We start from the raw sequence: 12504 nt of genomic DNA on the forward strand, positions 1-12504 counted from the left end.
CTGCAGCGTTTCATAAACGCATAATCAGACAAATTGCATAATCGGCTTGTTTTTCAACACGGTTTTCAGGCCGTAACGGGCGCTTGAAACCGGTATCCTGTAAAAAATCGGAGCATAATCTGCATTTGTAAAAACGCATATTGCCCGGAAAGTAAATCTTTAAGCTGAATGAAACTTTAAAACATATTTATCGGCTTGAAAATGCCCGTGACTGACGCCTGTCATAATTGGTATTTATGTCTTTAAAATGCGCAATTTAACAAGAAAACAGTCCGGAATTAATGGCTTGTGAAGACTGTGCAGGCAATAATGGCACTATGAGATAATTCCATTTGACTGTGAAATACTCTAAAGCATAATTCTGAAAAACCTCATAAGGCTACGCTTTATCAGAATTGTTCAGGCCTGATATCACAAGCCTGATCCGATAGGCCGATGCCCGAAATTGCGGACGACGCATCAGCGACGGATCTGCTGAACCGCCGATGTTACGGCGCAAGAAAAGGGATAATGGGGCTTATGTCTCAGCCATCACGGACGCATTCTTTTCCGAAAACCACCGCTCCTGCCAAGAAAAACCCCGCTGCACTCAGATTGCTGACGCTGGGTATTCTGCTGATTGCCGTAGCGGGATTGTATTTTGTGTTCCGTGAACAATTGGGTGATGCCTTTTTGCTGATCCTGCTCGGTCTGTTGTCGATTATGGGTGTTTTTTGCCTGATCGGCTGGGCAACCGGCCTGATCCAGTTCAGTCCGCGTGAAGATCATGACGATGTGGTTGATACGCTGCTGGATTCCATGCCTGAAGGTACGGTAATCACCGATGCCAAAGGGCATATTGTCTATGCCAATCAGGCCTATGCACAGATGATGGGGGCGGATAATGCGGCAGAATTACCGACGCTTGATGCTGTACTGGCCGGAGAGCCTTCGGCGCTTGAAGCGGTTTACCGTCTGAACAATGCTGTGCGTGATGGTCTGGCCGCACAGGAAGAAATCCGTCTCACCGGTGCCTCGCCGAAGGGGATGGAAGCCGCTGCATGGTATCGCGTGAAAGCACGGCCGGTGATTGCACCGCAGACCAATCCGCTCAGCGAAACCGCAGGACCTTTGTTTGCATGGCAGATTACCGATATTTCGGAAGAGCGTGCTGAGCAGGAGCGGTTTTTTCAGGATTTGCAGGAAGCAATCGACCATCTGGATCACGCGCCTGCCGGATTTTTCTCGGCCGATGCGCAAGGCCGCATCATTTATATCAATGCCACGCTGGCTGAATGGCTGGGGATTGATCTCACCAAATTCACCGCCGGTTCGCTGACCTTACAGGATATTGTTGCCGGTAACGGTATGTCGCTGATTAATGCGGTTCGTGCCGATCCGGGCTCCAGCCGCAATACGGTGATTGATCTTGATCTGACAAAGAGCAACGGCCAGAGCCTTGCTGTGCGCTTTTATCACCGTGTGCAGCAGCCGCGTGACGGTTCGCGCGGCACCAGCCGCACCATTGTGCTGAACCGCGCCGAGGGTAATGATTCCTCCGCTGCGCAGCGTTCCGCCGAAGTGCGCTTTACCCGCTTCTTCAATTCCGCACCGATGGCAATTGCTTCGGTGGATGTGAATGGCCGTATTCTTTCGACTAATGCACGTTTTCTGGATATTTTCGGTTCTGATGTGGATCGCGATACGCTGGATAAACAGATTTCTCTGGAAAGCGTGGTGCATCCGCGTGACCGTGAGACGATTTCCCGTGCGCTGGCCTCCGCTTTTGCGGGGCAGGCAACGATCTCGCCGATTGATACGGTTCTGCCGGGCAATGATGAACGCCATATCCGTTTCTATGTCAGTCCGGTGTCTGACATTGGCGGCGAGGCGATAGAAGAAGCCGCGATTGTTTCTGCGGTGGAGACCACAGAGCAGAAGGCGCTGGAAGGCCAGATGGCGCAGAGCCAGAAAATGCAGGCTGTCGGCCAGCTTGCAGGCGGTATTGCCCATGACTTCAACAATGTGCTGACAGCTATTATCATGTCGTCGGATTTGCTGCTGAGTAATCACCGTGCGTCTGACCCGTCATTCCCTGATATTATGAATATCAAGCAGAATGCCAACCGTGCCGCCTCGCTGGTGCGCCAGTTGCTGGCTTTCTCGCGCCGTCAGACCTTGCGTCCTGAAGTGCTTGATCTCACCGATGTTCTGGCTGACCTGCGTATGTTGCTGGCGCGTCTTGTCGGTACGGATATTGCCCTGAAAATTGAACATGGCCGTGATCTGTGGCCAGTGAAAGCTGATCTTGGTCAGTTTGAGCAGGTTGCAGTCAATCTCGTGGTCAATGCCCGCGATGCGATGCCGGATGGCGGAACGATTACAATCCGCACCCGCAATGTTGAAGAAGCCGAGACTGTTGCGCTTGGCTATCGCGAATTGCCGCAGGCCGATTATGTGCTCTATGAAGTTGAAGATTCGGGCACAGGTATTCCGTCGGATATTCTTGCCAAGATTTTCGAGCCGTTCTTTACGACTAAAGAAGTAGGCAAGGGCACAGGTCTCGGTCTGTCGATGGTCTATGGCATTATCAAACAGACCGGCGGTTTCATTTTCTGTGACTCGACACTGGGTAAAGGCACGGTCTTCCGTATCTATCTACCGCGTTTCATTGAAGAAAAAGCACCGGTTGTACTGGATGCCAATGGTCAGCCTGATGAGCAGGCTGTGGTCGCCAAAAAGCCTGCTGCCGTTGAAAAGAAAGCAGAAAAACAGGCTGATCTGTCCGGTTCCGCAACCGTGTTGCTGGTTGAGGATGAGGATGCGGTGCGTATGGGCGGTGTCCGCGCATTGCAGACCAGAGGTTACACAGTTCATGAAGCTTCGTCCGGCGTTGAAGCGCTGGAAGTGCTGGAAGAACTGGAAGGCAAGGTCGATATTATCGTTTCCGATGTGGTTATGCCGGAAATGGATGGTCCTACGCTGTTAAGAGAGTTGCGCAAATCCTATCCAAACATTAAGTTTATTTTCGTTTCAGGCTATGCTGAAGATGCTTTTGCAAAGAATCTGCCTGAAGATGCTCAATTCGGGTTCCTTCCGAAGCCGTTCTCCCTGAAGCAGCTGGCAACCGCTGTGAAGGAGATGCTGGAGAAAGAAGACTGAGTGTCTGACCAGTTATTGGGACAGGCGGGGGGCGAGGTTGAACCGGTGCGCAACATTAATGCGTATACGGGGCTTATGTTTTAACTGTCCCGTTGGGGACTGTATTGGAGGAAGAAATGCGTCTGTCTTTATTATCCGGAGTAGCCTTTGCTGCAACACTTGCGTTTGCTTCCCAGGCTCAGGCTGATATCACCATTGGTTTGATCGCACCGGTTACCGGCAGCGTGGCTGCCTATGGTATTCAGGTGAAAAACGGTGCCGAAACCGCTGTAGAAAATATCAATAAAAACGGCGGTATTCTTGGTGAGAAAGTCGTTCTGAAGCTTGTTGATGATGCGGCAGATCCGAAACAGGGTGTTTCCGGCGCCAACCAGCTGATCGGTGACGGCGTTAAATTTGTTGTTGGTCCTGTGACCTCCGGTTCGGCAATGGCCGTTTCCGATGCGCTGGCTGAAGCCGGTGTGGTTATGGTAACACCGACAGCAACTTCACCTAACCTGACAAATCGCGGTCTGGAAAATGTTTTCCGTACCTGCGGCCGTGACGACCAGCAGGCCGTTGTTGCTGCTGAATATGTGGCGAAAAATCTGGCTGACAAAAAAGTCGGTGTTCTGCACGATAAAGCCCCTTATGGTCAGGGACTTGCAGACAGCTTCAAAGACAGCCTGAACAAGGCCGGTGTGAAAGAGGTTCTGTATGAATCCCTGACACCGGGTGAAAAAGATCTCAGCGCACTGGTGAGCAAGATCAAAAACAGCGGCGTGGAAGTGCTGTATTTCGGTGGTTATCATCCGGAAGCCGGTCTTCTGTCCCGTCAGCTTTCAGATCAGGGCGTGAAACTCCTGCTGATCGGTGGTGAAGGCCTGTCCAATACTGAATATTGGGCGATTGCCGGTGAAACCGGTGCAGGCACACTCTTCACCAATGCTGTTGATGTGACGCAGAACCCTGCTGCTGCTGAAGCTGTGGACGCGCTGAAGGCCAAGAATATTGCGCCGGAAGTGTTCACACTGAATGGTTATGCTGCTGTTCAGGTGCTGAAGGACGGTATCGAGAAAGTCGGTAAAGCCGATGATCCGGCAGCCGTTGCCAAGGCTCTGCATGACGGTCTGGAAGCCAAAACCATTATCGGTAACCTGACTTATGACAAAAACGGCGATCTGACTTCCCCGACCTTCGTGGTCTATAAATGGGAAGACGGCAAAATCGTTGCCAATTAATCAGGTCTTTTGAGCTAAAGAGAAGGCCGGCAGAACGATGGTTCTGCCGGCTTTTTTATTGGTTGTATTTATGGTCTCAGGTGCCGCTGCGGCGTGCATCCCACAGGGCAATTGCCCAGATGATGAGACCGCCCAGCGCCAGTGCACAGCCGACAAAACCGGAAGAGGCAAAGCCATAGCCTGCGGCAATGGAAAGGCCAGCCAGCCACGGGCCAAGGGCATTGGCAACATTGAAGGCACTGTGATTAAGCGCTGCGGCAAGGGTCTGAGCATCCTGCGCCACATCCATCAAACGGGTTTGCAGGACAGTTCCGAGGCCGCCGGTACAGCCGATCAGGAAAACCAGCGCGGTCAAAATCCAGACATTCATCACCACGAATGGGAAGATTGCCAGAAAGATTGCATTTGACAGCAGCAGAATACCGGCAGTCGGCATCAGAGCGCGGTCAGCACCCCAAGAGCCGATCAGCGTGCCGCAGGTCATACCCGCACCGAAAACAGTCAGCACAACCGGAACCCAATAGGGCGCAACACCGGTGACTTCCAGCAGGGTGGAGGCAATATAGGAATAGACTGCAAACAGACCACCGAAACCGACAGCACCAATGCCAAGCGTCAGCCAGACCTGACGGTTCTTCAAAGCGGCCAGTTCACGCAGCGGTGTGGCGCCGGGGCGTGGCGGGTCTTTCGGGGCAAAAGCCATAATCATCAGAAAAGTAAGCGTGGCCAGAATACCGGTAACGCCGAAACCCCAGCGCCAGCCGAGATTTTGCCCGAGCCATGTGGCAAAAGGCACACCGATTACGGTTGCGATAGACAGGCCGAGCATAACACGGCCAACAGCCCATGCACGGCGGTTCATTGGCACCAGTGAGGCGGCCATCAGTGCGGCCACACCAAAATAAGCGCCATGCGGCAGGCCGCTCATAAAGCGAAACAGCAGCATCCAGTGATAAGAAGGCGATAGAGCGCTGAGCACATTGGCGACGGCAAATACAGCCATCAGCCCCATAGCCAGCGTGCGGCGTGACATACGTGCGAAGAAGACAGCGAGAATTGGCGCGCCGACAACCACACCCAGCGCATAGGCGCTGATGACATGACCGGCGGTTGGCTCATCAATGCCTAAGCCTGCGGAGAAATAAGGCAGCAGGGACATGGCCGCAAATTCGGTGGTGCCGATAGCAAAGCCACCCATTGCCAGTGCCAGCAAAACCAGTTTGAAATTTGTTGTATCTGCGCTTGTAGCAGATGTTTCAGCATCGGCCAGAGCTGGCGCGTCCAGCACCATGGCGGGGGAGGAATCTGTCATTTCATTTTTCCTGAAACAGCATGTGCGACTGTTTCTGATAGGGGGCGGACACAAATGAAAGTGTCTGAGGCAACTCTCATTATGTGCGTTTATTTTAAAAGCTCAGGGCGTGATCCGGCCTGAAGAGGAAGTCAGCCAAATCCGTTTGTGCCTCCCACACGCGCGGTTCATCTGAATTTTTGTCGCCTTCCCATTACATCGAAAGATGCATGGTTGGAAGAAAAGAGTTTTTATAAAAATCTCTACCGGAGAAATGTGAAGCTTATTATGGCCGGTTTCTGAAGCGCAGACCTTCCAGTTCTTTAATGCGCGCGGCACTGTCTTGTTCCAGCTGTATGGTCATTTCGCGAATGATGCTTTCCGCCAGTACAAACAACGCGGCGGAAGAATCCCATGCCGAGGGAACGCCGGTGCGCCCTGCAATCACATGACGGGCAAAACGGGCAATCGGCGACAGCCACTGATCCGTTATCAGCACAATATCAACGCCACGGCTTTTGGCGGTTTCAGCCAGATGCAGCAGACTGTCCTGATAGCGGCGGATGTCGAAGACAATCAATATATCCTTTTTGCCCATATCCAGCAGCCTGTCACGCCATGCGCTTTCCTGCCCCGACAGGTGGAAAACATGCGGGCGGATCACGGTCATATGCGCAGCCATATATTGCGCAATGGGATCGGTAAAACGCCCCCCGATCAGATAAATATTGCCGCGTGCGCAGGCCAGCGCAGTGACGATATCGCTTAACTGTTTCTCACTGATATGGCGGAAAGTTTCGCGGATATTTTCAAGACTGTGTTCGACTGCCGGATAATCGGTGTCCGGCTGGCTTTGCCGGTTTTCATTGCGGTTATGGGGAGATTGCAGCTGAGCGGCCAGTTCATCCTGCAAACGCGCCTGAAAATCGGAATAATTCTGAAAACCGAGCCGGTTGATAAACCGCAGAATAGTCGGGGAACTTACCCCTGCCTGAGCAGAAAATTCGGCAACGGTTTTAAGGCCAAGCATCGGATAGCTGGCAATCAGCGTTTGTGCGGCATTGCGCTCACCCGGAGGCATTGTGTCAATCCGCTCGGTTATCAGTTCGGCGATACTGGTGAAATTGTTCATCATAAAACACCTGTTTGCATCAGTGGACTGAATGGCCCGCTTTTTGATTCAACCCATTTAAAAATACTATTTGACAAAAGATAATAATGCGTATGAGATGATACACAATAGTGCGAAATAAAAAATAACGTAACATAAGTTACATGTGTAAATGATAAAATTTACTCGCATGAGGGGGGAAGAATGGCGGAAATTCGCGATTCTCACGGCAATGATATGCATACCCGTTATTCTGATGCCGGTGGCGATGTACCGGCTGTCACTGTTCTCAACGAGCGGGGTGAAAGCCCGTATCTGCTGATCTGTGAACATGCCACGAATTTTATGCCGGAGAGATTTGCACGCCTCGGATTGAGCGAGGCTGATATGTCCGCCCATATTGCATGGGATCCGGGTGCAGCTGAGGTTGCGCGACGCATGAGCAAAGCGCTGGATGCTACGCTTGTTGAGGCCGGTCTTTCCCGCTTGCTGATTGATTGTAACCGGCCGCTTTCCGCGCCGGATCTTATTCCTGAGATCAGTGAGTTTACGGTGATACCGGGCAATCACAATCTGTCAGAGGCAGAGCGGCAGGAGCGTATATCCCTGTCGCACAAGCCTTTTCACGATAAAATCGAAGAAGTTATTAAGGCGCGCAAAAAACGCGGACAGGAAAGCCGCGTTATAACCATTCACTCCTATACGCCGGTTTATAAAGGTGTCGGGCGGCCATGGGAAATCGGGATCATTCATGATGCTGATGACAGGCTGGGTGCGCGTATGATCGCGGGTTTGCGCAAAGACGGCGAAAGCTCAGGTGTCAATGTTGGCGTGAACCAGCCTTATTCGCCGGATGATCGTGTTTATTACACCGTGGAATGTCATGCGCGTAAACGCGGTGATCTCTGCGCGATGGTGGAAATCCGTAATAATGAAATTGCTGACGAGAAAGGGCAGGCGCTTTGGGCTGCCCGTCTGTCATCAATCTTACAGGAAATTGAGCTGAAGTGAGGAGATGATGACCTTAACCGCATTCTGTTGAGGAGCAGGCGGGATTTAAGGGAAACAGGTAACTGGTGAATACAGGCAAAAGAGCCGGAAAACCGGCCATAAAACGCCTAAAACAACGGGAACAAAAAAGTGCCGAAAATACTCAGACTCTTCGTAAAATATGTCGATGCGCTGAATTATCGGGTCGGTCGCTGTGCGATGTATCTCATCTTTTTGATGGCAGCCTGCCTGCTTTACTCCACCTTTTCGCGGGTTGTGCTGGGCGCGCCGGTGAACTGGGTGCTGGAAATGTCCCAGTTCATTCTCTCGGCCTATTATCTGCTGGGCGGTGCCTATGCGATGCAGCAGGGCGCTCATGTGCGGATGGATTTGTTTTATGACCGTTTTGCGCCGAAGAAGAAGGCGCTGACAGATGTCATTACCATTCTCTGCGTGATTTTCTATCTCGTTGTGATGTTCGCCGGCGGGCTTTCCAGCACCAAATACGCCTATGTCTATAATCAGCGCAATTACACGGCATGGGCTCCGGTGCTGTGGCCGATCAAAACGCTGATGACGCTCGGTGTTTTCCTGCTGCTGCTGCAGTGCATATCCAATCTTATCAAAGATTTCGCGATCTGGCGCGGCACGCCGATCAAACCTGCTGCTTACATACCTGATGCCGCACCGCAGGAAGGGCAAACTGTATGAGTTCGGAATTCATTACTCTTTTCATGTTTGCCACAATGATGGTGCTGCTGATGACAGGGCAGCGCGTATTCGGTGTGATCGGTTTTGTCGGTTCGCTGGCGGCGCTGCTGCTTTGGGGTAACGGCGCGTTTGAAATGCCGTTCAATGCCACTTTTGCGGTGCTGAACTGGTATCCTCTGATTACCGTGCCGTTCTTTGTGTTTATGGGCTATATGCTCTCGGAATCCGGCATTGCCAGCAATCTCTACCGCATGTTCCATGTCTGGTTCGGCGGTATTCGCGGCGGTCTGGCACTTGGTACCATCGGGCTGATGGTTGTGATTTCCTCTATGAACGGCCTGAGTGTGGCCGGTATGGCCATTGGTGCAACGGTGGCACTGCCGGAGCTGCTGAAGCGCGGCTATAACAAGATTATGGTGACCGGCGTTATTCAGGCGGGTAGCTCGCTGGGTATTCTGATCCCGCCGAGCGTGGTGCTGGTGCTTTATGCGATGATTGCGCGTCAGCCGGTGCTGCAATTATGGCTGGCCGGTATCGGGCCGGGCTTGCTGATGGCCACATTATTTGCAGTCTATATCTATATCCGCTGCCGGATTAATCCTGAGCTCGGGCCAACATTGCCTAAAGAAGAGCTGGACAGCATTACTTGGGCGGAGAAGTTTTCAACGCTGCGCGCCGGTCTGCTGCCTCTGATTATTTTCGGCACAATGATGGGGCTGTTTCTGACCGGTGTAACCAGTCTGGTTGAAAGCTCCGTAGTCGGCGCTTTGTTGGCAACTTTGGCGGCATTGTTCACAGGGCGGATGACCAAAGCAGTTTGGGAAACCACAACCCGCAACTCGCTGATGATCTCTTGTATGTTCCTCTGGATCATTCTCGCGGCGCTGTGCTTCTCATCCGTTTATGATGGTCTTGGCGCGGTAAAGGCGATTGAAAAACTGCTGATCGGTACATTTGATCTGTCGCCATGGACAATTCTGATCCTGATGCTGCTGTCCTTTGTTGTGCTCGGCATGTTTCTGGATGACACGGCGATGCTGGTTATCGTGGCACCGCTCTATATTCCGCTGGTTAAAAGCCTCGGATTCAATGCGATCTGGTTCGGTATTCTCTACACGATCACCTGTCAGATTGCCTATATCACCCCGCCTTTCGGCTATAACCTGTTCATGATGCGGGCGCTCGCACCGTCCAGCGTGACCATGGTTGATATTTATAAATCTATCGTTCCGTTCTTCTTCCTGATGGTGCTGACGGTCATCATTCTGATGATCTTCCCGCAGATCGCTCTGTGGCTGCCAAACTGGTATTCGGGACGCTGATAAAGTGTGAAGTGCATAACGCAGTTCAAAAAAAGGCAACAAGCCAAAACTGCGGTGAAGGGAACCAAAACTGAATGTGAAGTAGTTTGTTATCGCAGTTTCAAACTGAGAAAATTGGCGGAAAACCGGTTACCACTTTTCTCAGAAACTGCCCATTGCGACGGGAGACACGCAAATGAGTGACAGCAAATTTCTGAATAAGCGCGACTTTCTTAAAAAGTCTGCATTGACCACTGTCGGGGCTGTTGGCGCAACTGCACTCGCCACCCCTTATGTGAAAGCACAGAGCCCGATTAAATGGCGCCTGCAAACCTATGCAGGGCCTGCTCTGGCAGAACACGTCATCAAGCCTTCTATTGATGCCTTCAACAAGGCTGCCAATGGCGAGATGGTGATCGAGCTTTATACTTCCGATCAGCTGGTGCCGCAGGGCGAATTGTTCCGTGCTGTGCAGGCGGGTACTATTGATGCGGCGCAGTCTGATGATGACTCCATGGCATCGCCGGTGGACGTGTCGGTGTTCGGGGCGTATTTCCCGTTCGCTTCGCGTTACAGTCTTGATGTGCCGGTACTGTTCAACTGGTACGGCCTGAATGAAATCTGGGAAGAAGCCTATAAGGAAATTCCGGGTGTAACATGGCTCAGCGCCGGTTCATGGGATCCGTGCAACTTCGCAACCACCAAGCCGATCCGTTCGCTGGAAGACCTGAAAGGTCTGCGCGTCTTTACCTTCCCGACCGGTGGTCAGTTCCTCACCCGTTTTGGTGTGGTGCCTGTGACCCTGCCTTGGGAAGATATTGAAGTGGCCATTCAGACCGGCGAGCTGGACGGCGTGTGCTGGTCGGGCGCGACCGAAGTTTATACCGTCGGCTGGGCTGATATTAATAAATATTATCTCACCAATAATATCAGCGGGGCATGGGCAGGTTCCTATTTTGCCAATACGGAAAAATGGAATGCCGTGCCTGCGCATTTGCAGCAGCTGTTTAAACTCAGCATGGACAGCTCCCATTACTACCGCCAGCATTGGTACTGGTGGGGTGAAGCCCATTACCGCACCACCGGCGGCAAGCTTGAACTGACAACTATTCCGGAAGCGGAATGGGGCAAAGTTGAAGATGAGGCCATGAAGTTCTGGGATGAAATTGCGGCCAAGAGCCCGCGCAATGCCAAAGTGGTCGAAATCCTGAAGAAATATCAGGAAACCATGCGCAAAGCCGGTGCACCATATCGCTACGGAGCATAACCAAAATTTACAAAAACTGTCGCCGCCGGAGGGGCGGCGACACTCCATTCTAATAAAATGCCGATGAAGCACGGAGTTGTAAATGACCGGAAACCTGACTTTTGATGCGCTGAAAAAAGCGGTCGCGAATGATGAGATTGATACCGTGCTCGTCTGCCTGACAGATATGCAGGGACGACTGGTTGGCAAGCGTTTCTATGCGCAGTTTTTTGTTGAATCTGCCTATGATGAAACCCATGGTTGCAGTTATTTGCTGGCCGATGATATCGATATGGAACCGGTTGCCGGATATGAGGCTGCCAGCTGGGATCAGGGCTATGGCGATTTTGTCATCAAGCCGGATATGTCCACGCTGCGGATTGCGCCATGGCTGGAGAAAACCGCTCTGGTATTATGCGATGTGCTCGACCATCACGATCATTCCGATCTCGCGCACTCACCGCGCGCAATGCTGAAGAAACAGCTCGCACGGCTGAAAGAGCGCGGTTACCGCGCCTATTTTGCTTCAGAGCTTGAATTCTATCTCTTTGATGAGACTTATAAATCTGCCCGCGATAAATACTGGAAACATATGGATACATCCTCTCCGTATATTCAGGATTATATGATCCATCTGACCAGCAAGGAAGAACCAGTGCTGCGTGCGATGCGTAATCATCTCGCCAAAGCCGGTATTCCGATTGAGAATTCAAAAGGCGAGGCAGGTTCCGGTCAGCAGGAACTCAATGTTCGCTATGCCGAAGGGCTGGATATGGCCGACCGCCATGTCATCATGAAAAATGCAATGAAGGAAATTGCCGAGGCGCAGGGCAAATGCATCACCTTCATGGCGAAATATGATTATTGCAAAGCCGGAAGCTCCAGCCATGTGCATAATTCCCTGTGGAGTCTGGATGGCAGTAAGTCACTGTTTTACGATCCGGATGCACCTTACACCATGTCGCCATTGATGCGCTCATGGGTGGCCGGACAGCTGAAATATGCCGCCGATTACACCTATTTCCTCGCGCCATATGTCAATTCTTACAAGCGCTTTCAGGCAGGCACCTTCGCGCCGACCAAGATCACATGGAGCCGGGATAATCGCACAGCCGGTTTCCGCCTTTGCGGCGAGGGTACCAAAGGTATTCGTATTGAATGCCGTATCGGCGGTTCTGATCTCAACCCTTATCTGGCTTTTGCTGCACTGATTGCTGCGGGTTTACGCGGTATTGATGAGAAGCTGGAACTGGAAGAACCGTTTGTCGGCGATGCCTATGCGGCGGTGAAGCTGCAAGAAATTCCATACACCCTGCGCGATGCCATTGAAACGCTGAAGAATTCTGAATTCCTGAAAGAGGCTTTGGGCGAGAAGGTTCTCAATCACTATGTCCATACGGCTGATTGGGAGCAGGTTGAATATGACCGCCGTGTCACTGACTGGGAGCTGCATCGTGGTTTCGAGCGCTATTGATTTAAGAATTATAAAAGGA

At 51.9% G+C, this 12504-nt stretch carries 9 protein-coding genes; 7 read left to right on the plus strand and 2 right to left on the minus strand.

Annotated elements, in window-relative coordinates; all coding sequences use genetic code 11:
- The first annotated feature begins 519 nt into the window (after positions 1-519).
- The gene (locus tag BKD14_RS07490; protein ID WP_075654941.1) at positions 520-3141 is read left to right on the plus strand and encodes a PAS domain-containing sensor histidine kinase; all 2622 of its coding nucleotides are present in this window, start codon (positions 520-522) and stop codon (positions 3139-3141) included.
- 116 nt (positions 3142-3257) lie between these two features.
- Positions 3258-4361, plus strand: a complete 1104-nt coding sequence (locus BKD14_RS07495; protein WP_022709445.1) for a branched-chain amino acid ABC transporter substrate-binding protein — start codon at positions 3258-3260, stop codon at positions 4359-4361.
- Positions 4362-4437: 76 nt separating this feature from the next.
- Here BKD14_RS07495 and BKD14_RS07500 read toward each other — a convergent pair whose 3' ends face one another.
- Complete coding sequence (locus BKD14_RS07500) at positions 4438-5673, minus strand: MFS transporter (protein ID WP_075654943.1); 1236 nt, start codon at positions 5671-5673, stop codon at positions 4438-4440.
- Positions 5674-5938: 265 nt separating this feature from the next.
- The gene (locus BKD14_RS07505; RefSeq protein ID WP_022711948.1) at positions 5939-6784 is read right to left on the minus strand and encodes a MurR/RpiR family transcriptional regulator; all 846 of its coding nucleotides are present in this window, start codon (positions 6782-6784) and stop codon (positions 5939-5941) included.
- Positions 6785-7000: 216 nt separating this feature from the next.
- Here BKD14_RS07505 and BKD14_RS07510 point away from each other — a divergent pair, with 216 nt between their 5' ends.
- From BKD14_RS07510 to BKD14_RS07530, 5 genes are all read left to right on the plus strand, one after another.
- Entirely contained in the window at positions 7001-7774 is a 774-nt protein-coding gene (locus tag BKD14_RS07510) for an N-formylglutamate amidohydrolase (RefSeq protein ID WP_075655727.1), read from the plus strand.
- A gap of 129 nt (positions 7775-7903) precedes the next feature.
- The gene (locus BKD14_RS07515) at positions 7904-8464 is read left to right on the plus strand and encodes a TRAP transporter small permease subunit (protein ID WP_075654945.1); all 561 of its coding nucleotides are present in this window, start codon (positions 7904-7906) and stop codon (positions 8462-8464) included.
- A complete protein-coding gene (locus BKD14_RS07520; protein WP_075654947.1) occupies positions 8461-9786 on the plus strand; it encodes a TRAP transporter large permease subunit in 1326 nt (441 codons plus the stop codon). Before BKD14_RS07515 ends, BKD14_RS07520 begins: the two co-directional genes overlap by 4 nt.
- Positions 9787-9961: 175 nt before the next feature.
- The gene (locus BKD14_RS07525) at positions 9962-11032 is read left to right on the plus strand and encodes a TRAP transporter substrate-binding protein (protein WP_075654949.1); all 1071 of its coding nucleotides are present in this window, start codon (positions 9962-9964) and stop codon (positions 11030-11032) included.
- A gap of 82 nt (positions 11033-11114) precedes the next feature.
- Positions 11115-12485: a glutamine synthetase family protein gene (locus BKD14_RS07530; RefSeq protein WP_022711943.1), complete on the plus strand. Its 1371-nt coding sequence runs from the start codon at positions 11115-11117 to the stop codon at positions 12483-12485.
- Positions 12486-12504 lie beyond the last annotated feature (19 nt).

Origin of the sequence: Pseudochrobactrum sp. B5 (assembly GCF_001939785.1) — a bacterium.
Lineage (GTDB): Bacteria > Pseudomonadota > Alphaproteobacteria > Rhizobiales > Rhizobiaceae > Pseudochrobactrum > Pseudochrobactrum saccharolyticum.

Bases quoted from the DNA above. Each gene is read 5' to 3' on its own strand.
- BKD14_RS07490 (WP_075654941.1), top strand. From the start codon at position 520: ATGTCTCAGCCATCACGGACGCATTCTTTTCCGAAAACCACCGCTCCT.
- BKD14_RS07495 (WP_022709445.1), top strand. From the start codon at position 3,258: ATGCGTCTGTCTTTATTATCCGGAGTAGCCTTTGCTGCAACACTTGCG.
- BKD14_RS07500 (WP_075654943.1), bottom strand. From the start codon at position 5,673: ATGACAGATTCCTCCCCCGCCATGGTGCTGGACGCGCCAGCTCTGGCC.
- BKD14_RS07505 (WP_022711948.1), bottom strand. From the start codon at position 6,784: ATGAACAATTTCACCAGTATCGCCGAACTGATAACCGAGCGGATTGAC.
- BKD14_RS07510 (WP_075655727.1), top strand. From the start codon at position 7,001: ATGCATACCCGTTATTCTGATGCCGGTGGCGATGTACCGGCTGTCACT.
- BKD14_RS07520 (WP_075654947.1), top strand. From the start codon at position 8,461: ATGAGTTCGGAATTCATTACTCTTTTCATGTTTGCCACAATGATGGTG.
- BKD14_RS07525 (WP_075654949.1), top strand. From the start codon at position 9,962: ATGAGTGACAGCAAATTTCTGAATAAGCGCGACTTTCTTAAAAAGTCT.
- BKD14_RS07530 (WP_022711943.1), top strand. From the start codon at position 11,115: ATGACCGGAAACCTGACTTTTGATGCGCTGAAAAAAGCGGTCGCGAAT.